The 25,971-nt window shown below is 35.2% G+C and carries 26 protein-coding genes and 1 other annotated feature; of the genes, 13 read left to right on the plus strand and 13 right to left on the minus strand.

Features of this window, described 5'->3' with window-relative positions:
• Window positions 1-260: 260 nt before the first annotated feature.
• Window positions 261-764 (plus strand): DinB family protein, encoded by a 504-nt coding sequence (locus ILT06_RS25360; RefSeq protein WP_088047825.1) that lies wholly within the window; start codon window positions 261-263, stop codon window positions 762-764.
• Window positions 765-871: 107 nt separating this feature from the next.
• On the opposite strand, the gene ILT06_RS25365 is transcribed toward ILT06_RS25360, so the two are convergent.
• From ILT06_RS25365 to ILT06_RS25375, 3 genes are all read right to left on the minus strand, one after another.
• A complete protein-coding gene (locus ILT06_RS25365) occupies window positions 872-1,069 on the minus strand; it encodes a hypothetical protein (protein ID WP_000656328.1) in 198 nt (65 codons plus the stop codon).
• A 393-nt stretch (window positions 1,070-1,462) separates the two neighbouring features.
• Window positions 1,463-1,903: a Dps family protein gene (locus tag ILT06_RS25370; protein WP_001041897.1), complete on the minus strand. Its 441-nt coding sequence runs from the start codon at window positions 1,901-1,903 to the stop codon at window positions 1,463-1,465.
• Window positions 1,904-2,170: 267 nt separating this feature from the next.
• A complete protein-coding gene (locus ILT06_RS25375) occupies window positions 2,171-3,604 on the minus strand; it encodes an alanine/glycine:cation symporter family protein (protein ID WP_064476250.1) in 1,434 nt (477 codons plus the stop codon).
• Window positions 3,605-4,013: 409 nt separating this feature from the next.
• Here ILT06_RS25375 and ILT06_RS25380 point away from each other — a divergent pair, with 409 nt between their 5' ends.
• The 7 genes from ILT06_RS25380 (at window position 4,014) to nprB (ending at window position 10,033) form a co-directional block, all read left to right on the plus strand.
• Window positions 4,014-4,511, plus strand: a complete 498-nt coding sequence (locus ILT06_RS25380) for a cation:proton antiporter regulatory subunit (RefSeq protein WP_001026069.1) — start codon at window positions 4,014-4,016, stop codon at window positions 4,509-4,511.
• Window positions 4,512-5,711, plus strand: coding sequence for a cation:proton antiporter (locus ILT06_RS25385; protein ID WP_064476251.1), 1,200 nt, complete (start codon window positions 4,512-4,514; stop codon window positions 5,709-5,711).
• Between the two features lie 79 nt (window positions 5,712-5,790).
• Complete coding sequence (gene uptA, locus ILT06_RS25390; protein ID WP_000900214.1) at window positions 5,791-6,384, plus strand: undecaprenyl phosphate transporter UptA; 594 nt, start codon at window positions 5,791-5,793, stop codon at window positions 6,382-6,384.
• A gap of 137 nt (window positions 6,385-6,521) precedes the next feature.
• Window positions 6,522-6,956, plus strand: a complete 435-nt coding sequence (locus ILT06_RS25395) for a DUF3920 family protein (RefSeq protein WP_000422829.1) — start codon at window positions 6,522-6,524, stop codon at window positions 6,954-6,956.
• 112 nt (window positions 6,957-7,068) lie between these two features.
• The gene (locus tag ILT06_RS25400) at window positions 7,069-7,479 is read left to right on the plus strand and encodes a MarR family winged helix-turn-helix transcriptional regulator (protein ID WP_000845460.1); all 411 of its coding nucleotides are present in this window, start codon (window positions 7,069-7,071) and stop codon (window positions 7,477-7,479) included.
• Between the two features lie 51 nt (window positions 7,480-7,530).
• Window positions 7,531-8,226: a pirin family protein gene (locus ILT06_RS25405; protein ID WP_064476252.1), complete on the plus strand. Its 696-nt coding sequence runs from the start codon at window positions 7,531-7,533 to the stop codon at window positions 8,224-8,226.
• A gap of 157 nt (window positions 8,227-8,383) precedes the next feature.
• Window positions 8,384-10,033: a neutral protease NprB gene (gene nprB / locus ILT06_RS25410; RefSeq protein WP_064476331.1), complete on the plus strand. Its 1,650-nt coding sequence runs from the start codon at window positions 8,384-8,386 to the stop codon at window positions 10,031-10,033.
• A 42-nt stretch (window positions 10,034-10,075) separates the two neighbouring features.
• Here the strand turns inward: nprB and ILT06_RS25415 are convergent, their stop codons facing one another.
• From ILT06_RS25415 to ILT06_RS25430, 4 genes are all read right to left on the minus strand, one after another.
• Window positions 10,076-10,393: a metal-sulfur cluster assembly factor gene (locus ILT06_RS25415; RefSeq protein WP_000082523.1), complete on the minus strand. Its 318-nt coding sequence runs from the start codon at window positions 10,391-10,393 to the stop codon at window positions 10,076-10,078.
• Between the two features lie 117 nt (window positions 10,394-10,510).
• Complete coding sequence (locus ILT06_RS25420; protein ID WP_064476253.1) at window positions 10,511-12,202, minus strand: methyl-accepting chemotaxis protein; 1,692 nt, start codon at window positions 12,200-12,202, stop codon at window positions 10,511-10,513.
• Window positions 12,203-12,427: 225 nt separating this feature from the next.
• Window positions 12,428-14,122, minus strand: coding sequence for a methyl-accepting chemotaxis protein (locus tag ILT06_RS25425; protein ID WP_064476254.1), 1,695 nt, complete (start codon window positions 14,120-14,122; stop codon window positions 12,428-12,430).
• A gap of 412 nt (window positions 14,123-14,534) precedes the next feature.
• Window positions 14,535-15,353, minus strand: a complete 819-nt coding sequence (locus ILT06_RS25430) for a class I SAM-dependent methyltransferase (protein WP_222655642.1) — start codon at window positions 15,351-15,353, stop codon at window positions 14,535-14,537.
• Between the two features lie 112 nt (window positions 15,354-15,465).
• Window positions 15,466-15,736, plus strand: a binding site (T-box leader).
• A gap of 50 nt (window positions 15,737-15,786) precedes the next feature.
• On the opposite strand from ILT06_RS25430, the gene metG reads away from it, so the two are divergent.
• Window positions 15,787-17,421, plus strand: a complete 1,635-nt coding sequence (gene metG, locus ILT06_RS25435) for a methionine--tRNA ligase (protein WP_064476255.1) — start codon at window positions 15,787-15,789, stop codon at window positions 17,419-17,421.
• 41 nt (window positions 17,422-17,462) lie between these two features.
• On the opposite strand, the gene ILT06_RS25440 is transcribed toward metG, so the two are convergent.
• From ILT06_RS25440 to ILT06_RS25460, 5 genes are all read right to left on the minus strand, one after another.
• Entirely contained in the window at window positions 17,463-18,365 is a 903-nt protein-coding gene (locus tag ILT06_RS25440; protein WP_222655643.1) for an EamA family transporter, read from the minus strand.
• A gap of 139 nt (window positions 18,366-18,504) precedes the next feature.
• The gene (locus ILT06_RS25445) at window positions 18,505-19,947 is read right to left on the minus strand and encodes a sensor histidine kinase (protein WP_000201984.1); all 1,443 of its coding nucleotides are present in this window, start codon (window positions 19,945-19,947) and stop codon (window positions 18,505-18,507) included.
• Window positions 19,925-20,590, minus strand: coding sequence for a response regulator transcription factor (locus ILT06_RS25450; protein WP_000148838.1), 666 nt, complete (start codon window positions 20,588-20,590; stop codon window positions 19,925-19,927). Before ILT06_RS25450 ends, ILT06_RS25445 begins: the two co-directional genes overlap by 23 nt.
• Before the next feature lie 365 nt (window positions 20,591-20,955).
• Entirely contained in the window at window positions 20,956-21,417 is a 462-nt protein-coding gene (locus ILT06_RS25455) for a L,D-transpeptidase (protein ID WP_000735052.1), read from the minus strand.
• A gap of 30 nt (window positions 21,418-21,447) precedes the next feature.
• Window positions 21,448-21,891: a DUF3978 family protein gene (locus ILT06_RS25460; RefSeq protein ID WP_000388758.1), complete on the minus strand. Its 444-nt coding sequence runs from the start codon at window positions 21,889-21,891 to the stop codon at window positions 21,448-21,450.
• Between the two features lie 413 nt (window positions 21,892-22,304).
• Here ILT06_RS25460 and ILT06_RS25465 point away from each other — a divergent pair, with 413 nt between their 5' ends.
• Window positions 22,305-22,919 (plus strand): DedA family protein, encoded by a 615-nt coding sequence (locus ILT06_RS25465; RefSeq protein WP_088047827.1) that lies wholly within the window; start codon window positions 22,305-22,307, stop codon window positions 22,917-22,919.
• Between the two features lie 55 nt (window positions 22,920-22,974).
• On the opposite strand, the gene ILT06_RS25470 is transcribed toward ILT06_RS25465, so the two are convergent.
• Window positions 22,975-23,766, minus strand: a complete 792-nt coding sequence (locus ILT06_RS25470; RefSeq protein WP_149173747.1) for a hypothetical protein — start codon at window positions 23,764-23,766, stop codon at window positions 22,975-22,977.
• 164 nt (window positions 23,767-23,930) lie between these two features.
• On the opposite strand from ILT06_RS25470, the gene ILT06_RS25475 reads away from it, so the two are divergent.
• The 3 genes from ILT06_RS25475 to ILT06_RS25485 are packed head-to-tail and all read left to right on the plus strand — an operon-like array spanning window position 23,931 to window position 25,944.
• Window positions 23,931-24,152, plus strand: a complete 222-nt coding sequence (locus ILT06_RS25475; protein ID WP_088047828.1) for a helix-turn-helix transcriptional regulator — start codon at window positions 23,931-23,933, stop codon at window positions 24,150-24,152.
• On the plus strand, window positions 24,142-24,849 hold the full coding sequence (locus tag ILT06_RS25480; RefSeq protein ID WP_142289384.1) for a DUF3169 family protein: 708 nt from the start codon (window positions 24,142-24,144) through the stop codon (window positions 24,847-24,849). Before ILT06_RS25475 ends, ILT06_RS25480 begins: the two co-directional genes overlap by 11 nt.
• 42 nt (window positions 24,850-24,891) lie before the next feature.
• Entirely contained in the window at window positions 24,892-25,944 is a 1,053-nt protein-coding gene (locus ILT06_RS25485; RefSeq protein ID WP_064476333.1) for a site-2 protease family protein, read from the plus strand.
• The last annotated feature ends 27 nt before the right edge of the window (window positions 25,945-25,971 follow it).

A 25,971-nucleotide genomic window follows, 5' to 3' on the forward strand; every position in this document is an offset into this window, starting at 1 on the left:
TGGAAGTATAGATGGAGGTATGTTTTGCTGACTAAAAAAAGAACATCTGAATAAAAGGTAAGTAAGGAATTATTGAGTGACATAGAACTGTTCCGTTAAAGGGGCAGATTGTGGAAGATAGGGAATGTTTTTTATGAAGTTAATAGAGGTTTTTTTAATCGAAATCAGAATAAATTTTATAGATGTAATCCTTTATGAATTTTTAATCAGCTATGTATCATAATCTAATCATTAAAATGAAAATTGGAGGAGAAATGAGCATGGGTCGTGCTGTATTAAAAATGTATAACTACCACTTATGGGCAAATGAAGTTATTTTAAATCGCTTAAAAGAACTACCGCAAGACATTTTCCATAAGGAAGTTAATAGTGGTTTTTCTTCGGTGGCAAAAGTAATGTCTCACATATACCTTACAGATTTAGCCTGGCTCGAGATTATTTCTGGTAAAAGCATGAGTGATGCAATGGTACACACAGATCAATTGAAAGAACAGCTGGAAACAAAAAATATTGAGGAAATGGAAACTAGTTTTTATGAATTATCTAAAAGATATAAAGAACTTTTAAGTAGTCAACAAGATTATGAAAAAGTGTTTGAGGTTGATAATCCATATGCTGGGTACCTGGATACGACGGTTTCTGAAACAATACTACACGTCGTCACCCACGGAGCATATCACCGTGGGAATATAGCCACAATGTTGCGGCAAATGGGTCATACCTCTGTTATGCAGGATTTTGGACTATTTCTATATTCAAAATGAATTTTTTTTATTTACCATAGAGTATGGGTTTATATGATGTTTTTTGTGGACGGCTTTTATTAGTGATTTAAGCTTAATTGTGTATTATACAAAAAAGGCATTCCATATTACTTCGGAATGCCTTTATCACTTTTATTATTTTGTTTCTTATACAGGTACCAGCCACCCCAGCCGCCACCAATTGCTACAACAACGAGGAAAGCATAGTCTTTCACCTCGACACGTATATTGAAAATATTAGCTATAAGTAAGACAATCCCAACTGTTATTAACGCAAAAAATGCTCTAATTAAGTAGTCTTTCAACTGAACCACTCCCGCCATTTAAGTAGTAAATGATGAATATGGAAAAGCTTTTTTGGGTCTATTTTACTAAAGGGTGTTACCTATATTTTAACATAAAAAAGATTGTAATATATTGATAAAAGTAGAGGAGAGAGGTGCTAATATTGTCGTGATTTGTCGGTAAGTCGATATATTGGGAAAATCGCTGATATAAATTTCATGTACTGATATGTGCGACCACTCCATAGAAAAAAAGCGACTCTGAACGAGCCGCTTCCGCTTTTAGGTGATATCCAGCTCCAGTAGCTAGAATCTCCGGTCATTTCGCTCTCTCGCTCGAAGCAAAAAGCGCTTCAAGGTCGAGAGCTCCAATGCCCTGCGATTCTGAGCAAGCCGCTTCCGCTTTTAGTTCTATTATTGATTCAAGAACGCACGTAGCATCCAAGCGTGTTTTTCTAGTTCTGTGTAGATGCCTAGTAGTAGGTCAGATGTCATTTCGTCATCAGAGTTTTGAGCGATTTCCATGCCTTTTTTCAGTTCGACTAGCATCATTTCGTAGTCTTTCATGATTGCTTCAACCATTCCTTCTGCAGTTTCGCCGTATGCTGCTTCTTGAATAGAAGATAGTTCTAAGTATTCTTTCATTGTTGCTACTGGTTTGCCACCAATTGCTAAAATGCGTTCTGCAATTTCGTCGATGTGAGTAGCTGATTCTGTGTAAAGTTCTTCGAATTTCTCGTGTAATGTGAAGAATTGAGGCCCTTTTACGTACCAATGGAAGTTGTGTAATTTTGTGAATAAAACGCTCCAGTCTGCTACTTGTTTGTTTAATACTTCGATTACTTGTTTGTTCATTATGATCAATCTCCTTTTGAGTTGTTATGTTATATCAATTACTAATTTATAATTATTATAATCTAGTAATTGATATAAATCAACCCTTTTGCTGGAATTAATTTGAACAAATTATGAACTGTTATAAATAAAAATCCCTATTACTGTGGAGTAATAGGGATTTTGTTTGATATATAGCTCTTGTTCTAAAAGAGCCGCTTTGGCTTTTAGATGTTATCCAGCTCTGGTGACCGATTGTTCTGAGCAAGTCACCTCCGCTTTTAATTGTTATACAGCCTTTTGCTTCTCTTCTATATCCTGTCCATCCCAGCACTCTGTATTCTGTAAACCAGGGATAGAACTTGCAATGAAGACAGGATCTTTTCCTTGTTTCTTTTGCTTTATATAGTCTACTAAGGCTGCGTATGCAAACTTGCTAAGGAATGAGATGGCAATTAAGTTTGTGAATACCATTAGTCCCATAAAGAAATCAGCTAAACTCCAAACCGTTTGAAGGGCAGCGATAGATCCGAAGAACACCATTCCGACAACTGCAACACGATAAATCAGTAACCATGTTTTGCTTTCTTTAATGAATGCGATGTTTGTTTCACCATAATAGTAGTTTCCTAGTAAAGAACTGAAAGCGAATAGGAAAATAATAATCGCTAAGAAAGTGCTTGCCCACGGTCCAATTTGTGAACTTAATGCTCGTTGTGTTAATTCAATACCTTCTAAAGTCGATCCTTTGTAAAGTCCAGAACATAATACGATAAACGCTGTTGATGTACATACTAAGAATGTATCTACGAAAACACCTAATGCTTGAACAAGTCCTTGTTTTACAGGGTGAGATACATCTGATGTTGCTGCTGCGTTAGGGGAGCTACCCATACCTGCTTCTGTCGCGAATAAACCGCGCTGAATTCCGAATTTGATTGCTGCTCCAATACCACCAGCGATAGCTTGGTCTAAACCGAATGCGCTGTTAAATATTTCTGTAAAAATGCTTGGTAACATATTGAAGTTGTTAATTACGACAAAAATAGCCACACCGATATAAATGATCGCCATTGGAGGGACAATCATTTCTGTAATACGTGAAATGCTCTTGATACCACCAAAAATAATAACTGCAACTAATAAAGCTAATAGAGCTCCTACGATCGTTCGCTCTAGTCCAAAAGCATTTTCAAACGCTATTGTTACTGTATTTGCTTGTACAGAATTGAAAATTAATCCGTACGCAACTGTAATAAGAAGTGAAAACCAAACACCCATCCAGCGTTTGTTTAATCCTTTTTCCATGTAATATGCTGGTCCACCACGGAACCTGCTTCCATCTTTTACTTTATAAATTTGCGCGAGCGTACATTCTACGAAACTAGTAGCTGCTCCAAGGATAGCGATAAACCACATCCAAAATATTGCGCCGGGTCCACCCATTGAAATGGCTAATGCTACACCAGCTAAGTTTCCGATACCGATACGTGCCGCTGCACTTAAGCAAAATGCTTGGAATGGAGAGATGCTATCTTTCTTTTTTTCTTTTCGATTAAACCCTTTACTAATTAAACTGACCATCTCACCGAAATGAGTAATTTGGACGAATTTTAATTTGAAAGAGAAATAAAGACCGAAGCCGATTAGCATTGCAATAAGAATATATGACCATAAAATATTATTCGTTACCTCAAGGAATCTGCTAAAGATATCAACCATATAATACACTTCCTTTTTTCCGTAATAAGAAAATTATATGCAAAAAATATACGAGAATCAATTTTTCTAAAAAATTATGTTACATAAACGTATTTTGTGTTATGATTATGTTACATCGTAATATTTTTAGAATTATTTACATTTTAAAAAACTAAATTTAAAACGAGAAAGAGGGGATAATTTGAAAGAAGAATCTTTATTGAATATAAGCCTTAAGAGTTTGAAAATGAGAAGTAATATATTTTTTATCATTACATCTTTAAGTATCTTTTTAGGAGCCACTTATTATTACAATAAAAGATTTCCAAGTCATAGGTATCCTGAATGGTTAGAATTTCTAAAATTGATTGGATGAACAAAAGACAGAAAAACAGAAAATTAAAATAAAGAAGTTATGGAGGAGCTAAATATGAATATTAGAGAAAGTGAACTTCCGGGTATTGGTTATAAGTTTCAAATCGTTACGAAAGGTAACGAAAAGATGGTGATTGTCATTCATGATGATGGGCGTAGAGAAATGTATCATTTTGATTCAGATCATGAAGAAAGTATCTCAAGTATTTCATTACGTGACTCAGAGGCGAGACAAATTGCAGCAATATTAGGTGGAATGGTATACAAACCTAGAGCATTAGAAAATGTTGAGATGGTCTTTGAAGGTTTAGCAATTGAGTGGTTTAAAGTGGAGAATGCAGCTCCGGCAATCGGAAAAACAATTGGCGACCTTGAAATAAGAAAAACATATAGCGTAACGATTATTGCAGTTATGAAAAAGAATATGAAAAAGCTGTTCAATCCAGGACCAGAAACGGTAATTGAAGAAGGCGATATGCTTGTAGTTTCAGGTGAGAGAGAAGAAATTAAAAAAATTATTAATGAGTTACTTTCGAATAGGGGGACTGACTAGATGGATACGTTAATTTTTGAAGTTGGTACAGCTTTAGTTTTAGTAGCAATTGCGGCGGTAATTGCTGGAAAGTTTAAATTCTCAGTAATTCCTTTTCTAATTGTTCTTGGAATGTTAGTAGGACCGCATGCACCGACAATAGGTGTTATTGATCTCAAATTTATTGAAAGTGCGAGTGTAATTTCCTTCCTTGGACGGATTGGCGTTCTGTTCCTTCTGTTCTACCTAGGACTAGAGTTTTCGATGAAAAAACTAATTAAATCTGGACGTTCCATTGCGATTGGCGGAACAATCTATATTTTAATTAACTTTTCACTTGGATTATTATACGGGTTTATAATGGGATTCCCTTTACTAGAAATCTTAATTATTGCGGGTATTATTACGATTTCTTCTAGTGCTATCGTTGCTAAAGTGTTAGTGGATTTAAGAAGAACTGGTAATAATGAAACCGAATTAATTTTAGGAATTATTATGTTTGAAGATATATTCCTTGCTGTATATTTATCAGTTGTCTCTGGTTTAGTTCTAGGGGATCATGCTTCCTTCCTAGGTGCTCTTACTTCAATTGGGATTGCTTTAGGATACATGCTTCTATTCTTTATTGTAGCTAGAAAAGCGACGCCGTTATTAAATAAATTGCTCAATATTAGTTCGGATGAAATTTTCATTATTGTAGTATTTGCTTCTTTATTCTTTATTGCAGGTTTCTCGGAAACAATTCACGTTGCTGAAGCAATTGGAGCACTTCTCTTAGGATTAGTTTTCTCTGAGACAGAGCATAGTGACAGAATTGAGCATCTCGTTGTTCCATTTAGAGACTTTTTCGGAGCTATTTTCTTCTTCAGTTTCGGATTAAGCATTGATCCGTTTTCATTAGGCGGAGCGATATGGTTAACGTTAGGTGCTGTCCTTCTTACAATCATCGGAAACTTTGTTGCAGGAATGATTGCAGGGCGACAAGCTGGATTATCTCATAAAGCGTCAACAAATATTGGATTAACAATCGTTTCAAGAGGAGAATTCTCCATCATTATGGCCAATATCGGCATCGCCGGTGGTTTAATGTCAGTCTTGAAACCATTCTCGGCACTATACGTGCTTATACTATCCATCTTAGGTCCACTTCTGACGAAAGAGTCAAAGAATGTATATAAATTTTTAAATAGAATCTTTAAGTGGGATACGAAGACTAACTAATTTTTAAAAATAAAAGTACAAGATATTTACTGCTTGTACTTTTATTTTTTGCAATGAAAACAGTAAAGAGAGGTACATGATGTTAGGAGAGTTGATTCATTCTGTTTTAGTTTTTCTAGAAGGACTTGGTTATTGGGGAATTATGCTTGGATTGATGTTAGAGGTTATTCCGAGTGAAATCGTATTGTCTTATGCAGGTTATTTAGTATCAACAGGAAGCATTACGTTTTGGGGCGCTGTCGCGTTCGGTACAATTGGTGGTGTAATCGCACAACTATTCATTTATTGGATCGGTCGGTACGGAGGAAGACCCGTCCTTGAGCGATATGGAAAATATATTTTAATTCAAAAGAAACATATTGATTATGCTGAAGATTGGTTTAATCGTTACGGAACTGGTGTTATTTTTACAGCGCGTTTTATTCCTGTTGTGCGTCATGCTATTTCGATACCAGCGGGTATTGCGAAAATGTCACATGCTAAGTTTATTACGCTAACTACATTAGCTGTTATTCCATGGTCAATTGTATTTGTATATTTAGGTTTTAAATTAGGAACAGAGTGGGAAAGTATTAATAAAGTAGCTGGGCCATATGTGAAATACTTTGCACTTGCAGCTATTGTTTGTGCAATTGGTTACTTTGTATTAAAAAAAATGATGAAAAAAAAGTGATTACGTAAAAAGAATCTATGCTGACATAGATTCTTTTTTTATTGTCATTTTTCGAAAGGGGAAAGAGTAGGTTTAATATTTTACATATTGTGGCATACATATAGGAAAAGGGAGTTTGGAAAGGGGATTATAGAGAAATGGAACTCCAGTTTCAAAATGTATATCAACAAGTTGAGAATTGGTATGTGTTGGATTCGGAGCTTCCTTGGGATGTCAAAAGGCTTAGAGATGATTTGTTTTCACTGATTGAAGTATGTAAAACACCAGTTGTTTTTTGTGATACGTGTGATGCGAATCATGTGCTTCTATCATTAGGAGAAGAAGAAGAGGAATTCTTATTCCCAGTAGGTGGTTTTTATCATAAAGAAAAACAATTAATTTTTGTTTGTATGTGGGAAGAGTACGAGCAGGTGCTCAAAACACTACTGCATGAGTTTCGTCATGCGATGCAGCATAAGAGAGAAGTATTGTATGTTGGAAGTGAAGTGTACGAAGATAGATGGATTGAGAAAGATGCGAGAAAGTTCGCGGAGAGGAAGTTAGATGAATATAAAAATAGAAAGTTAATGTAAAGCATAGTGGAGAAATGGCACTGTGCTTTCTTTATTGATTACTAAAAGTAAGTGATTGACTTTTATGAAGTTTAGTTCTAAACTAATGGTATGAAATGAGCGAGGTGATAGAATGAAGACAGAAGATAGACTCGGATTACTATTATGGTTTCGTTTATCACGTTTTTATAACAAAAGTATTCGTGAGACGAATCAGCATTTGAAAGAATGGAATGTATCTGCCGCTCAGTTTGATGTGCTAGCTCAAGTTGGAGGACATAATCGTCTAACGCAGCAAGAGCTCGGAAATAAACTATTTGTTACGAAGGGAAATATCACGCAGCTATTAAATAAAATGGAGCAGCTGGAGTGGATTCATCGTGAACAAGAAGGTACTACAAAATATATTTCGTTAACAGAAAAGGGAAAAGCTTTATATGAAGAAATCGTCCCGCCTCAAGAAACGTTCCAAGCGGAGCAGTTTCAAAATTTAAATGTAGAAGAACAACATCAATTATTACAATTACTAAAAAAATTACAGTGAGAAAAATTTTTAAAATAAATCTTGAATTCGAGATAATATGAGGTGAAGGATATGTTTAGAAAAGTTGATCATAAAAATATGGGAAGAGCAAATCACGGTTGGTTAAATACACATTTTCATTTTTCCTTTGCGAATTACTATAACCCGAATAACATGAACTTTGGAGCATTGCGTGTAATTAATGATGACCTAGTAGCGGCACAAACTGGTTTTGATATGCATCCGCACCGCGATATGGAAATCATTTCGTACGTTGTAGATGGTGCTTTAACACATGAGGATAGCATGGGGAATCGCGGAACAATTGAGCGAGGACATGTTCAATATATGAGTGCTGGCACAGGTGTATTTCATAGCGAGCATAATTTAGGAAATGAAACACTACGTTTATTACAAATTTGGATTTTACCAGATCGTGCGGATCATAAACCAAACTATGGTGAGTTTACATTTGATTGGAGCAAGCGTGAAAATGAATGGTTCCATATGGTATCTCCAGTAGAAGGAGAGGCACCAATTCGTATTCACCAAGATGCGAATTTATATTCTTTATCGTTAGATGCTGGAAAAGAAATTCATTTCCCGGTGCAAGAAGGCCGTCAATTGTACCTTGTACAAATTGAAGGGAGTAGTGTAATAAATGGTGAAAATCTTGTTATGCGTGATGCAGCAGAAGCAGTAGAAGATATTCATATTGAAGCGAAAGAGCAATCACACTATTTAGCAATCGAATTGAAAAGACAATAGAACGTTTATGGAAAAGAGGACATCGAATTGATGTCCTCTTTTTTTGAGTGGAATTGTCAGAAAAAAACTTTCTCAATATTTAGAAAAAGGTATTAGCCCGAAAAATAAGAATTGTATAAAAGTGTCAAAAATCTTTATGGGAATGGGGAATGTTATAGTGAAAAAGCAAGTCATTTCATCAGCATTAGCGTTAACTGTTATAGCCGGGGGATTTGGAACATTTGGAGCAACGACAACGAAAGCAGAAGAACAAAAAATTCAATATCATCAAGAATTTAAAACACCTGCATACATAGGTGAAGAATGGAAAGCACCAGAAGGACTAGATAAAAAAGAGACGGTCTTTCAATATTTAGAGAGTAAGAAAGATATGTTTAAATTAGCAGGAAATATTGATAAACACTTCAATGTCGTTGGGGAGGAAAAAGATGCTGAATCTGGTACGACACATGTGAAGTTAGTTGAAAAACATAATAATATTCCTGTGTATGGTTCAGATCAGACTGTTACACTAGATAAAGAAAATAATGTAAAAGCATTCTTCGGACAAGTTATTCCGAATTTAGAGGATAAAAATATTCCTGCGTTTGCAAATATTAGTGCAGAGCAAGCTGAAACGATTGCAAAGGCAGATATTGAAAAAGAAGTTGGTAAAGTAAAGAATTATGACGGTGTGAAAAAAGATTTATTTGTGTATGAAAAAGATGGGAAGTACTATCTTGCATACTTAGTTAAAGCATCGATTTCAAAACCAGCTCCAGGATACTGGCATTATTTTGTTGATGCAACGAATGGAAATGTGATTGAGAAATATAACGCTGTAGATCACATTACAGGATTTGGTTACGGAGTATTAGGCGATAGACAATCATTTGAAATTGCTCAAGATGAGAAAACAGGAGCGTTCAACTTGTTTGATGGTAAACGAGGACAAGGTGTTCATACATTTGATGCAGAAAATATGGATGAAAACTTGTTTAACTTATTCTCACAATGGCTTGGATACACAGGAGAAGAAGTTGAGAGTAAATCTAAGTTCTTCGAAGATAAAGCAGCGGTTGATGCGCATGTAAATGCAGGAAAAGTATATGATTACTACAAAAAGACATTTAATCGTAACTCTTTCGATGATAAAGGTGCGAAGCTTATTTCTACTGTTCACGTCGGAGAAAGCTGGAATAACGCAGCTTGGAACGGTGTACAAATGATGTATGGTGATGGAGACGGTACGACGTTTATTCCATTATCTGCTGGATTAGATGTTATCGGTCATGAATTAACGCATGCTGTAACTGAACATACAGCAAACCTTGTTTATAAAAATGAGTCAGGTGCGTTAAATGAATCGTTATCTGATATTATGGGTGTCATGGTTGAGAAGAAGAGCTGGGATTTAGGTGCTGACATTTATACACCTGGAAAACCTGGTGATGCACTTCGTTCTCTGAAAGATCCAGCATCTATTCCAAATCCATTAAAACCAGGTGAAGGTTACCCAGATCATTACAATAAACGCTACACTGGAACAGCTGATAATGGCGGCGTTCATATTAACAGTAGTATTAACAATAAAGCTGCATATTTAGTATCTGATGGCGGAGAGCATTACGGTGTGAAAGTAACTGGAGTAGGCCGTGAAGCGACAGAAAAAATTTATTACCGTGCTCTTACGAAATACTTAACTGCAAACTCTGACTTTAAGATGATGCGTCAAGCTGCTCTGCAGTCAGCTGAAGATTTATATGGTAAAAACTCTAAAGCTGTACAAGCTGTAACGAAAGCTTATGATGCAGTAGGCGTAAAATAATAAGAGAAAAAGACCTGACTAGGATGTCAGGTCTTTCTTTATTTAATCGCGAATACCTAATGCGATTTTCGCCATACGTGACATGCGTTCTTTAGACCAGGGCGGATTCCAAACGACATTTACTTCTATTTCATTGACTTCAGGTACGTTCGTTGATAATACTTTTTTTACGTCTGATACAATTTGCCCAGCCATTGGACAACCAATAGAAGTCATCGTCATCGTAATGACAGCATTATTATTTTCATCTGCTGTAACGTCATAAACTAATCCAAGATTAACAATATCAACACCTAGTTCAGGATCAATAACAGCTTCTAAGTTTGCATATAACTTTTCTTCAAATGCTTGTTGTGACATGTGTAGCACCCCCTACATATTAATGATATCGGTTCTCATTATAACGGATATATATATATAATGCAGGGAATGAGCTCAAAAAAATATTCCTCTTGAAAGAGGAATATTTTTTGAAAGCTATTCAGTTTTGAAATGAGATACGAGTTGATCTAATTCTTCAACTGTTTGTTTCATTTGTTTAGCAGTTTGTGTCATCTCATTCATTGTAGTGACTTTTTTCTCAGCAGATTGTGCTGTTGCCGCTGTTTCACTAGACACTTCAGTCGAAATAGAAGCGATGTTATTCAGTGAAGCGTTCATTTCTTCAGCGCTTGCAGCCATTTCTTCAGCAGTTGCTGAGATGTCTTGCATTTGAGTAGATACTTTATTTACTTGTTCCACAATCGTTGTGAAAGAATTGCCAGCTTCACGAATGACATGAATGCCTTCAAATGCTTCAGAACGGCCTTGTGACATCATCGAACTAGCAGTTTCAGTGTCTTGTTGAATTTGATGTAGTAATTGGTTAATATCCGTTGCCGCTGTTTTAGATTGTTCAGCAAGTTTTCGAACTTCGTCAGCTACGACAGCGAAACCTTTTCCTTGTTCGCCAGCACGAGCTGCTTCGATAGATGCATTTAAAGCAAGTAAGTTTGTTTGTTCTGCGATATTAGAAATAGATTGTACAGCTGTATCAATATATTTCGTGTGGGTGATTAGACGTTCGACCACTTCTGACGTAGCATTTACCGCGTCGTGTATCGTTGTCATTTGTGAAACGGATTTTTGAATAACAGTACTTCCATCATTAGCTTGTTCCGATGTAGTTACAGCAAGTTCAGTTACAGATGAAGCTGATTCAGCAATACGCTGAACGCTTACTGCCATATCATCCATTGCAGTTGAGCTTTCTTCCATGCTAGCAGTTTGCGATTGAATACTTGCATTTAAGCTAGACATCGTGCTTTGAACTTTTATTGTTGCCTCACGTGATATATTCGTCTTTTCTAGCATATTTTCAGAAGCATTTTGTACTTCCACGGATGTTTTTTGAACACGATTGATGATATGTTGTAGGTTTTCTAACATTTTATTAAATGATGTTGCAATCGTACCAATTTCATCGTTACTATTTACTTGTAGGCGGGCTGTTAAGTCACCTTCTTGAGATGATAATTCTTTTAGTTTACTATCGATTTGTTGAATTGGTTTTACAAGTTTACCAGAGAACCACCATGCAAGAATCATAGCTACGATAATACAAATAACAAGTGATAAGAAGACAACATATTCAATTTGTAGTGAAGATTGATCAATTTTTTTGATAGATTGATCACGTAACTTAGCTTGTTCATTACTGTAATTTGTGAAGTCACCAATTACTTTATAAACAGTACCATTTTCTGCATAAGCTACTTGTAAAGCCTCTTCCCACTTTTGTTCTTTTGCAAGAGTGAAAACTTTTTCTTCAATAAATTTTCTCCAAGTCGATCCTGATTCCATTGTATTTTTCATGGACTGAGAAACATTTGGATTAGAAAGAAGTTTATCTTTTGAATCCTCCAGACGTTTACTCATCTCATTAAACTTGTCTAATTCGACTTGATCATGTTGTAATAAATAACCTCTTAAAGCAGAAAGTTGTACTTGATAAGCATCTCCACGTTCTTTCAATTCTGTTGCCAAAGGGGAAATTTCTTTTTGTAATGCTTGAGCTTGACGAGATTGATCAATAGTAAAAAATAAAATAAAAGCTAAGGCAATGCCAAATAAAGCGCAAATCGTTCCCATCATAAACATTAGTTTTTTTCGAATGCTAATAAAATTCATATGATAAAAAGCCTCCTCTGTGAAATCTTAGTATTAGAATTAATTGATGTAAAAAATTGAAAGAAAGCTTTACTCCTTCTGGAATAAAGCTTTCTTCTTTCCTTTAGGAATTATAGCAGACGGAATGAGAGATAGAAAGAGATATTTTAAAGTAAAAAAAGAGAGATTGTAAATCCCTCTTTTTAATAGTTTGTAGGTCCTAGAAGTATAAATGAAAGTTTCGCTTTAAACGTTTGTTTTGAAATGAGAAACGAGAACTTCAAGTTCTTGTACAGTCGTTTTCATTTCAGAAGCTTTTTTAGCAACGACACTCATTTTGTTTACTTGGTCACCAGCCGAAGTTGCTGTTTGTGATGTTTCGGCGGCAACTTCATTTGAAATAGAAGCGATGTTATTTAAAGCTGCATTCATTTCTTCTGAACTTGCGGCCATTTCTTCAGCAGTTGCAGACATTTCTTGTATTTGTGTAGAGACTTTGTTAATGTGGTTAACAATTTCCGAGAATGAAGATCCAGCGGTACGAATGACTGTAATTCCTTCCGAAGCCTCTGACTGACCTTGTGTCATCATTTCATTTGCTATTTTTGTGTCAGCTTGAATTTGATGAAGTAAATGGTTAATGTCAGTTGCTGCTAGCTGAGATTGTTCAGCAAGTTTTCGTACTTCATCGGCAACAACGGCGAATCCTTTTCCATGTTCGCCAGCACGAGCTGCTTCAATTGAAGCATTTAAAGCGAGTAAATTCGTTTGTTCCGCGATATTAGAAATGGATTGAAGTGCAGTATCAATATGATTCGTATGTGTAATGAGTCGCTCTACTACTTGTGATGTAGCGTTAACAGCTTCGTTAATTGTATGCATTTGTGTAATAGATTTCTCAATGACTTTATTCCCACTATCTGCTTTTTCTGAAGTTGTAACAGCTAGGCTAGCAACAGAGGAGGCAGATTCTGCAATACGCTGAACACTCGTTGTCATATCGTCCATTGCAGTTGAACTTTCTTCGATACTTGAAACTTGTGAACGAATATTATACGCAAGAGCATTCATAGTTTCTTCGGTTTTGGCTGTATTCTCCATAGAAGCAGTGGTTTCGATAAACACATTTTCAGACGCTTCTTTTACACTTGTTGATGTTTGTTGCACTTGTTTTATGATACGTTGTAAGTTAGCGAGCATTTGATTAAAGGAATTGGCGATATCACCAATTTCATCTTTACTCGTTACGTGTAATCTAGCAGTTAAATCGCCATCTTGAGAGGCTAATTCTTTTAATTTCTCATCAATTTGTCGTATCGGTTTAACGAGTTTACCAGAGAACCACCATGCTAATAAAATAGATGTTAACGTACATGTAATAAGAGAGAAGAAAATAATATATTGAATAAGAGATGAAGAAGACTCTACGTCAGCAATTAATGCGTCACGTTTATCATTTTCTTCATTTGCATATTTAGTAAAACGGCTTAAAAGATCGTTTACATAATCGGTTTGAGCTAAAGCGATTTTGGATGCTTCGTCCCATTTTCCTTCGCGAGCGAGAGGGAGGGCTTCATTATCTATGACGCTTCGCCATTTTGCTCCCATTAAAATCGCTTCTTTCATTCCTTCTGGGAGTTTTTTATCACTTGTTACTTTCTCTCTAGTATCAGCAAGTTTTTTTCCTTCTCGGTTGAATTTATCCAATCCTTTTTGATCATGTGACAGTAAATATTCTTGTAAACCGGCAACTTGTGCTTGGAACCAATCACCACGTTCTTTTAAAATTGTTGCTCGTTTAGATACATCATTTTTTAACGTTTCAATTTCGCTTGCTTGGTTCATAGCGAATGAAAGAATAACAATAAGAGCAATACTAAATAAAGAAGAAATGCTTAAGAGTGTGAACAGTAGTTTTTTGCGAATACTAACATATTTCATCGTTATCCCTACCTTTAAAAACTATTTATTATGATTTATAAATATTAAGAACGACATTAATAAAAACACCATTATGAAGTTATTAATCTGTTCAATGAAAATTATAGCAGATAATGGAAGATGGCAGATTGATAAGAGGAAATGTTCTTAAAATGTATACATTTGTATATCAAAAAATTCATAAATAAAAATGAGAAATGCTATTGTAATTTGAAATAACATCATGTATACTTCTAATTAGTTGATAACGATTATCAGTATCAACTACGAACATTACTCTTCGTTATGTTGGTCATACCCCTTTTTGACGACGTAAGTCAGAGACGAAATGTTGAAATATCTTGTGTCCTATTCTACAGAATTATGGTAATCTCCAACCTCAACTTATATGCGTGAGCATGCAAAAAGGATCCTATCCGTGAAGGGATCCTTTTTTGCATGCTGTCGCAATTAATGTATATAGACCTGGTATATGTTCTTCAATTCCTTCCGGTGCAGTAGGAGGGAAGACCCACCTTTGATGAGACCCGTGTTCTTCAATTAGTTTTTCAACTTTAAAATGTTCTTGTGCAAGTGTTGTAATAATTTCTCCTAGCGTCCAGCGACGGATGGTTGTTTTAGGCAATGATTCTTTCTGCGCTTCTGTAAGAAGGATGCTATAAGCCACATCATCTTCAATCAATTCTTCATCGAAATAATTTCCATTGGCCCGAAATGGTGGGTGGTCTACTCCTAATAATTTCGTGTAAACAGGATGATAGTCACGAAGGATAAGCGTTCCATCTCCTTTAAGCATGGTAGCAATTTTTTGAAAGAGCGGTTTTAAATCTAGAAAGTAATGGAGTACACCAAGTTCCAGTAATACGATATCAAATGATTCGGAGAGCTGCACATTTAGTACATCAGAAACGACATACTGGATAGAGACACCTGCTGCTTCCGCAAGTTCATTTGCATATTTTGCATTACTTGCTGAAATATCAACAACTGTTACATCAGCGCCTAAAAGAGCGAGAGCAACGGCTTTATTTCCTTTTGACCCGAGTAAGTTAATAATACGTTTTCCTTTTGGAGATTGTATGTAAGGTAAATAGTGTTCTACTTCGCGCACGGGATCTTTCATAAGCTTTTTTGCATAATCGGCTGGTGCCCCGTGGCGATTCGTCCAAGCTTCATAAGCAGCTGCATTCCAGCTTTTTTCATTACGCGTGCTTAGTTGTTTTTGATTCAATCGTATCACTCCTTTTGTGAACGTATATTTATTCTGCGGGAGAAGGGAATTTCCTTTTTTTTGAATTTAAGTTTGATTTTTCTGCAATTAAGTCGTAAAATACGTGTTATATATAAAAGCGTTGAAAAGGAAAAGTAGAATGAAATCATTCTGTCCAGAGAGCTTCGGTAGCTGAGAAGAAGCAAGAATATTCATTTGAACAATGGCCTTTGAGCTTCGTCCTGAACTTATCAAATGATAATAGTAGGCGGCGACGAGAGTTGGTACTCGTTATCAAAACCACAGTATAAGAGCATATAGCTCCGTACTTGTTAAGGCTAATTATGTGAGTAATTGGCGAAATAAGGTGGTACCGCGACTGTTTATACAGCCCCGCCCTTATCTTTTTAAGATAAGGGCGGGGCTTTTTTATATTTAAAAGGAGGAATGTAAGATGAGTATTTTTATTGGAGGCGCTTGGCCGTATGCAAATGGTTCGTTACATCTTGGACATATTGCGAGTTTGTTACCTGGAGATATTTTAGCACGTTATTACCGGGCAAAAGGTGAGAATGTGTTGTATGTTTCGGGAAGTGACTGTAATGGAACACCGATTGCAATTAGGGCAAAACAAGAAGGTGTGACGGCGAAGGAAATTGCTGATAAGTATCATGAAGAGTTCCAGCGATGTTTTCGTAGCCTTGGTTTTACGTATGATTGCTATACACGTACAGATAGTGAGCACCATCATGAAACTGTGCAAAATGTCTTTTTACGTTTATTGGAAGAAGGCTATATTTATAAAAAAACAGTGGAACAAGCGTATTGTGAAACGTGTACGCAGTTTTTACCTGATCGTTATGTAGAAGGCATTTGTCCACATTGCCATGAAGCAGCAAGAGGAGATCAATGTGATGCGTGTTCAGCTATTTTAGATCCACTCGATTTGTTAGAAAAGAAATGTAAGTTATGCGGTAGTACGCCATCCGTACAGGAAACAGAGCATTTTTATTTTGCATTGCATACATTTCAGCAGCAAATTAAAGAGGCAGTAGAAATCGCAAAACAAGAAGGAACATGGCGTGACAATGCGATTCAGCTAACAGAGAGATATGTAAAGGAAGGATTACTAGATAGGGCCGTATCACGTGATTTACCAATCGGGGTACCAATTCCAGTAGAAGGGTATGAAGATAAGAAAATTTACGTATGGATTGAAGCAGTGACAGGATATTATTCGGCGAGTAAACATTGGGCTGAAGAAACAGGGAAAGATGATCAAGAGTTTTGGGATAAAGAAGCGAAAACATATTATGTGCACGGAAAGGATAATATTCCGTTTCATTCCATCATTTGGCCAGCAGTATTGCTTGGAATAGGAGAAGGAGCAATTCCTCGTCATATCGTTTCAAATGAATATTTAACAGTTGAAAAAAGAAAGTTATCTACAAGTAAAAACTGGGCAGTATGGGTGCCTGACATATTAGAACGCTACAATCCAGATTCTATTCGTTACTTTTTAACAGTAAATGCACCAGAAAATCGTGATACTGATTTTTCATGGCGTGAATTCATTTACAGTCATAATAGTGAATTGTTAGGTGCATACGGGAACTTTGTGAACCGGACATTAAAGTTTATTGAAAAATATTATGATGGCATTGTGCCGCAGGGAAGTATTGATGTAGAACTGAAAGATAAAGTAGAAGGATTATATAAAAATGTAGGAGAGTTGATTGAGCAAACTACATTTAAGGTGGCGCTAGAAACAATATTCGATGCCGTACGTTTTGCAAATAAATACTTTGATGAGAGGCAGCCTTGGAAACAAAGGGAAGATGATCCAGTTTCATGCGAAGAAACGATTTATAACTGTGTGTATCTTATCGCTAATTTTGCAAATCTCCTTGAACCGTTTTTACCATTTTCAAGTGAAAGAGTTAGAAACACGTTATCGATTGTGAACCGAAATTGGGAGCCTCAAAATACGTTGCCGAATAGAATTGATAGTGTGCAACCACTATTTGAACGAATTGATGTAAAACAAATCGAGCATGAGATAGAAAAGCTATATGGAGCAGTAAAGTGAGATAGAGAAAAAGACCTTTCAAATCAATGAAAGGTCTTTTGTTACGCACTATGCACGCTACTATGTTTCTTTTCTTTCCTAGCCGTAAGCATCTGAGGAATAAAAATGCCAAGTAGTATAAAGAGTATCCCAATCCACTGCATGAAGGTTACGACTTCATGTACAAGTGTAATAGAAGCGATAATGGCCGTTGGTAATTCAGCTGCTCCTAGTATTGTACTAAGTCCTGTTCCTACTTTCGGTACACCAATTGAAAAACAAATGACAGGTACGACAACGCCGAACAATCCGAGGAAGAAAGCGTATTTCCAAAGACCGGCTTGCAGGGCACCATCCGTTAAAAAGGTTGGCGGGAAGAATAGGCATACGATAAGAGTAGCACTTGTTGTCATAAGAAAGCTTTTCGTATAAGGCGGAACTTCTGTAGCAACACGCCCGTTTGCAAAAACATAGAATGAAAAAGAGACAGCGGCTAATAGACCAAAGATAATACCTTTCGTGGAAAAGTTTTGTCCGAGACCTTCAAAGACACCGCCTGCAAACAATGTTCCAGTAAATAAAATAATGATAGATATAACTTTCTCACGGCTTGGTAATGTTCGATTAGCGATTGCTTCTATAACTACACCAATCCATGTGAACTGGAAGAGTAGGACAACAGCGATAGATGCTGGTAGTTCTTCTACAGAAATAGCGTAGAAGATACCAGTCATACTCATTGTTGTGCCAACTGTTAGTAAGGAAAAGAATTGCTTTTTTGTTACTTTATGACGTGAAACGAAAAGAACGAGCAGAAGAAGCCCAATCCATCCGAAGACATATTGTCCTCCTAATAGTTGATGTGCTGAAAATCCATCAATGAATCCGAGTTTGAAAATCGTTGAAAGTACGCCGTAGCTACAAGCTCCGAATAAAACAAGTAATGAATACTTAAATTTCTCCATGAAAATCCTCCTTTTAAATAATAAAAAACGCCCGCTATCCAAATAAGGACAACGGGCGAACGAAACAGAGTAAGACACTCTACAAAATTCCGCCACTCATACGAAGTATGAATTTGGGGTATGAAATTGTAGTAGGTTTTTACATTGCTTTTGGAAATACAATGGAGCATTTTACACCTTGAGGTGTGTTTTGTATCCCATAAGGAAACTGATGCTTATCTAGTATTTGTTTTACAATGTATAACCCAAGACCACTACCTTGTACTAAGCCGTGTTTGTCAGGGTTTGCGCGATAGAATGGTTCAAATAAATGGGCGAGTTTATCTTCATCTATTTGTGAACCTGTATTTAGTACTTCTAATGCGTAACCGTTTGGCTTTTCATAAAGCTTTATATATACATGCTGATGGTCAATTGTGTAATGAATTGCATTTGAAATAATGTTAAAAATAGCAGTTTGAATAAATTTAGGGTCAGCTAAAATTTGTACATCTTGCTTAATGTTAGATTGAACATTTAATTGCTTTACAGATACAAAGTAATCTACTTTCTTCATAACATCCTCAATAATAGTAGTTAATGAGATAACTTTTAAATCAGGTTTAAATTGAGGGTTTTGTATTTTGGATAATTCCGACATTTTTTCCGTTAATATGTTAATATCTTGCATCATTTCATAGGAACGTTTTAAATATTTATCTCTATCTTTATAAGCTCCAATTCCGTGAATCATGCCATCTAGTTGTCCCATAACGGCTGCGATTGGTGTTTTTAATTCATGGGATACCATAGACATAAATTCTTTACGAGATTGTTCTAATTGTTGTTCTCTCTTGAGCTCGTTTCTTAAATCTTGATTGCTTGCATGTAAATTCTTCACGATATTTGGGACCTGTGAAGCAGCTACTTGTAAATTAAAATCAGTTTGGTCTGTATTTTTGTTAAGTAGCTTTTTATCTGAGAAATCAAGATTCATAATATCTTTTAAAGCATCGCTCATAAATTGAAAAGGTTTGGCAATTAGTTTTGTATAAATTAAAGATCCGAGTAAAGATAATGCAAGCATTGTCGCGCCAATATGTGGAGCTAATTGCTGCAGTACATCTGTTAATTTTGGATTATCTTGTGCATCATTTGTTTTACTTGCTGCATTTTGTTTATGTAAGGCATCATTAGTAGCGACTTGCTTTTCCATCTCTGTAAGTGGAGCAGAAGTGCTATTTTTCCCCGTACTACTTTGTGTATGTTCTTTTGCTTTTGCAGTTTGGCTAGGCTGCAAAAGATGATTGATAGCTGTAGAGAGTGATTTATAATCTATAATAGAAGATTGGAAATTAAAAATGTCTCCCTGTGATACAGCTTTATTTTGATTCGTTTTACTTTGGTCGTTTTGTTTGTCTGAATCCGCTTGTTCTGTAGACAGCGCTCCATTTTCTTTTGCAAAACGTTCTTTATCGTAGTTTGAAGCTAGGAAGTAAATAATTTGATAAAGACAAAGTGATAAAAGAATACAAAATAATAAGGTTTTGATGAAAATATTTTTGGTGATGTTGTCTGTGCTACGATTCGATTTTGTAGCCAATGCCTTTCACCGTTTTAATATAAGGAATCCCTAATTTTTTTCTTAAGTTTTTAATATGTGTATCTATAACTCTTACATCACCATAATGTTCATAGCCCCATACCTTATTCAGCAAATCACTTCTTGATAATACTTTTCCCCGATTTTGCAGTAAAGTATAAATAATTTCAAATTCCTTTGTTGTTAATTCAATTTGATTACCATGAACATAAGCGGCATATGCTGTAGAATTTAACATCAATTCACGGAATTGTAGTATAGTTGCGGTTTCTGCTTCCTTCGTTGCTGCCCTTCTTAATACAGCTTCTACACGTTTAATAAATACGGTGTAATGAAACGGTTTCGTAATATAGTCATCAATACCTAATTCAAATCCTTTAATTTCACTTTCTTCATTATGTAAGCCTGTTAACATAATAATCGGTACATCAGATTGTCCTCGCATAATTTTACAAATACTATAGCCATCTATATCTGGTAACATCACATCAAGGAGGACAAGATCGTATGAATTTTTTTGGAAAAGAAGTATACCTTCTGTTCCAGCGCCAACGACATCAACGGTAAAGTTTTGTGCCATTAGAAATTCACGAATTAGTTCTTGTATATCTGGGTTGTCTTCAATCACCAGTATATGCGTCATAGTAACACCTCCTAAATAACGCTTTTTACTGCAATATTCGAATTCATCATTTTTCCGATGACTCAGATTGTTTATACATATAATAAGCCCCCGCCATAAAATAATCATGAAAGTAGCAAGGGGAGTTGTTTTAGTGAAACTGAATATTTAAGAATTACAGTAATTCTATTATAGTATGTATTGTAAAATTTATAAAATATTATAACTGTATAATTTTAATATCCATGTTTATCAATGTTTAGATGTTACTTAATACAATCTATCCCTATTATATATGTAAATACAGTTGTTTTGCTACTGTAAATGAAGAAATAAAATAAGCCAAGATATAAAATTCTTGGCTACACGTAAATCGTGTTGTTAGGTTATTTTACAGTGACAGTAGCCTGCTGGGGAATACGCTCAAATAACCAGTGTATATCATTGTTATACATACGAATGCAACCTAGTGTTGTCCATTTGCCAATTGCCTGATTATTGTTCGTACCATGAATCGCATAAGTTGTTCCGTAAGTTCCTGCCATGTTTAGTCCGAGCCAACGGTCACCCAGTGGATTACGTGGATCGCCGCCTTTAATTTTGCCTGTATAATAAGGACGATTTTTAATTTTATTTACGATTTGAAAAGTACCTTTAGGTGTAGGAGTAGCTGCTTTTCCAGTAGCGACAGTAAAACTCTTTATAAATTTTCCATTTTGATAATAATCCATTTTATTTAACTGCGTGTTTACAATCAGTTGATCGTTCGTTGTAGCTGCCTCAGCATTTGTGAATGGAATAGTTAAAAATCCTAATGATAATAGTGCGCTTAATAATAGTTTTTTCATTATATTCTCCTTTTTACTATTGTAATAGTCTTACATACAATGAATTTGCAATCCTCGTAATACTTTATTTACATTTTCATCTAATGTTTCAAAGAAGGTAGTAATCTTTGGATTTTGTTTGTTGTTTTTATCAATAAGTAATCTTTCATTTAGTAAAAGTTCACCATGCAGTCCAAAACTTTGAACTTGAATATTTAGCTCATCTTCAGTTTCAGAAATAATTGGTAAGAAGTAGTGGAAAGCTTTCGTTGGAATGATGTAACTTTTACCAATCATGCTTTCTTGATTTGAATTAATCCATTTTTTCGTAACAATCTTAATGTTCTTTTTTGAAACGATAAAAGACAGTGTTGTAGATTTTGTTAAACTTACGTCAAATTCACTTGTTTCACATATGTGTAAATTAAAAACGGTTTCATTTTGGTGAGATTCAACATTTGTATTAATAAAATCGTGCATTTTATAAGCTTCCATTTCTTATTCACCCTTTTTTTAATTTCGAAAAGCGACTTATATTTATTCAATTTAATGATTAGTAATATATTAGTTAAATTTTTCAACAAATTCCGCTATAATCTTACAATACGTATATGAAGCTAATATGAAGTTAGTATGAGTTTGTAGTGGTTTTTTATTGAGAACGAAATAAGGTGATTTTTAAGTGTTAAAAAATGGATGAAAAATGTATATTAAGGCCAGGTTTCTCACGGTATATATTTGTTAAGTTGTTTTTAAATGAACGTACATAGAAGTAAATAAAGAACAGAAAACTTTAGTGTGAGCCTTACAAAAATGTAATAAAAATGTAAGCTATTGTGATAGTTATTTCGACAATTTTTTTATACAATAATAGTAAGAAGTTGTACGTGATTGAAAGGAGAGATGACATGGAGTGGGTTCATGAATTATTTCAGCAGTACGGGTACTATGTTGTACTTGTTGGTTTGCTGTTAGAATATATTGCACTTCCGTTTCCGGGAGAGCCAACGTTAGCATATGCGGGGTTTTTAGCACAGAAGGGCGATTTAAGTTTACCGATTTTAATTATCTTATCCTTTATTGGGACAAGTGTAGGAATGACAATTCAATACTTTTTAGGAAATAAATTAGGTATGCCCTTTGTTCAAAAGTATGGGAAATACGTATTTTTAACACAAAGAAAAATCGACTTAACAAGAATGTGGTTTGATAAGTATGGATACTTCCTTATTTTTATCGGCTTCTTTATTCCTGGTGTACGTCATTTTACAGGATATTTTGCAGGAATTATTAACTTACCATTCCGTCGTTTTGCAATTACAATTTACTCAGGTGCTCTATTTTGGGTATCATTCTTCTTAATCGGTGGTTATTGGTTAGGTGGAAACTTACATGACATCTTTGGAGTGCTAGAAGATCATATCGGTAAAATCATTGTTGGAGTTATCGTTATCGTAGCAATTACGTTAGGTGTTCGTTTCCGCAAACAGTTAAAACGAGTATTGTTACAAAACGCAAGTTAATATGGAATCCATTCTATGTCAGAATTTAGGAAGGCAGTGCAAAAGCACTGCCTTTTTATTTTATATTCCAATCTATTCTCAACTTTCCTTTTAACTTATTGCCATTAACTATAATGTAATACGTTCCCGTCTTAATTGCTGCAAATTGGTATGTATTAGGACCGTTTGAAGCTAAATAATTTTCTTCCTCTTGAAACTCACTAGCCATTTTTACGGCTCCCATGTAGCCATCTGGATTTTCAGCTCGTGATTCAATGGTAAATTCTAATATGTCACCTCGTTTTAGTTCAATGGGGACTTTATGTTCACCACTAAAATGTTGAAAAGATGCTTCGAAAGAGTTTTCTGTTTTTGTTTCGACCCATTGTTCTTTTGATGTTCCAATCTTTCCTAGATCGATTAAGTTGATTGTGATAAATATAATAAGCATAATACCTGGCACGACATATTGTATCCACTTAAATTTTGTTGCTATAACTGCACATAAGTAGAAAAAAAGAGAACACACTGCTCCAATTGATCCGAGAAACAAGAACTGTATTAGACTAGCTTCTTTAAATATTAGGAATGGAAGAGAAAATAAATAGCCGCAAAAAATATAAAGGCATAATGTCTTCAGTCTTGTATATGTTTTTAATTTCAATTTATCGATGCAAATAGAACAAAAAATTGCATATGCCGCAAGAATAGGAACGAAGGGAACATATAGTAGTTCTCGTAATCCAGCTAAGAAACTATATAATGTTTGTTGACTAGTTGTTAAGAGAAGCGTGCTAATAAGTAATAATAATAATAAAGCTGCTGTAAGCTTAGTAAGAATGTAAGAAAAGGTAGATGTTTTCTTCATATGGAACCTCCTTTGTTTAATATTTCACATTCATTATATAAGTTATTTTCATCATAATACATCTTTATTTTTGTCAATTATTATAGTCGTAATGACAATTATAATTGACAAAGATAAGGATATTATTTACAATTTTAATTAAATAAATGAAAAAGAGGGAAGACATGAAGCTTCAAAATCGAGTGAGGGAATTGCGAGCAAAGTATCGTTTATCACAAGGGGATTTAGGGAAAGCGATAGGATCATCACGGCAAACGATTAGTTTAATTGAGCGCGGGGATTATGCACCATCTATCGTATTATCGTTAAAAATCGCACAAATTTTCAATGTACCGGTGGAGGAAATATTTACGTTAGTGGAGGGGGAAGAGGATGATGAAGAGTAAACGAAAAAAACAATTTGATTTTGTGGGGAAAATAGCATTAAGTATGATGGGTGGCTTTTTAACATCTTATATAGCTTTAAATTTACCCTCGGATGAACCGAGAAAATTATCATCTAATACATTTATAGGTGTATGTACTATTTTTGGAATCTTAATGATGTACTACACTTGGAAGAATACACGTATGTTAGCGGAGGCACGCGATGAAGAAGAGAGCGTACAAGGCAGAAAGTTAGGTATTATAAGTATATATTTACGTGTAGGTGATATAGTTACCCAGGCATGGTTTGTATATGCAGTTATTACATGTAGACGTGCACTGTTGCAGGATACAAATGTGTCATTTGCAGTGTGGAATTTAGTAGCTGCTATTGTCTGTTTGACTATTGTAGTGGTTATCGGGCTCATAACAAAAAATCGTTATAATAAGTTATATCCTGAACAAGGTGTAACATATATGGAATCTATGAAAATGTGGACGAAAAACGCAGATGAAGGATTAAAGCACATTGTGCATGAAGCTGGATATAAAGCGTATGAATTTACGAATACAATATTAGCATATGTATGGTGGGCTGCCGTTATATATACAGCGGCTAGTGATATCGATTTTGTATTAATTGGCTTAATCTCATTTATTTGGATATTGCATCTCGGAAAATTCATGTACGAGATGCAGAGAAAAATGATTTATTAAGGGGAGAAAAAGGTGGATATTTTAAGAAGGCCAGCTGGTTCTATGACGGTGGCGTTAGTTTTGTCCATTTTATACGGAGTAATCCGAACTGGAAAATTAGAAACAATGCTGAACATATGGGCATTATTGGCTATTTTTCTGTTAGTGGTAATCATTCATGAGTTAGGACATGTCATATTCGGCGTAATGGGTGGTTTGACATTTAAATTTATGACAGTAGGGCCTATTACTGTTCAAAAAGAGAAGGGGAAAGTACGTATTCGAGAAAATAAATTATGGGCGTACTTCGGAGGCGTGGCAATGTTAATACCGCCTTCTATAGTAACACCGAACCTTTCGAAAAAATGGGCATGGATGACTTTAGGTGGACCGATAACAAGTTTACTATTTGGTATTACTTTTGGTTACATATACATGGTAAGTTATTATCAATATCTGTTATATTTTTCTGTTTTCCATTTTATCATTTTTGCGGTTACAATCGTACCGATAAAAGGAACGCTTATGAGCGATGGTATGCAATTTCTTATTTTAATTAAAGATGATGAAAAGGCGAAGCAGCATGTATATAACATTCAAGTATCGAGTGAGTTATTTAGTTATAAGAGGCCGAAAGATTGGGACGAGAGATTAGTAAAACTTACCGAAGATAAAATAAAAGAACATAAAAGTATAAGAGAGATCATGAGCGGACTTATGCTTGTCTTCCTTGCCCGGTCGGATCAAAAGGGAATGGAAAGAGCGATACCATATATAGAACAAGTTGCCCAGCTCCCTGTAACGAAAGAAAATAAATATTTCGTTAGCAGTTTTCACAGTTGGTATCTTTTATATAAAGCTCTTTATGAGATGGATCGTCTTTCTCTGCAAGAAGCGAAGGTGCATGGGAAGGCCATTACAAAAATAGACCTACATGGGTATTATCGAGCACAAGCAATTGTTACATATGCAGAGAATGATTTAGAAGCTTCCCGTATGTATATGAAGAAAGCCGATAAAGAATTACAGAATGCTGAAAAGAATGAACTGGGATATTTACAATTAGAGAGAGAATGGTTTGAGCAGTTGAAAGAGAGGGTATCTTACGATGGGTAAGGTATCCTCTTTTTTCTATGTCGTCTT

Source organism: Bacillus sp. 17RED48 (assembly GCF_019837545.1).
GTDB lineage: Bacteria > Bacillota > Bacilli > Bacillales > Bacillaceae_G > Bacillus_A > Bacillus_A wiedmannii.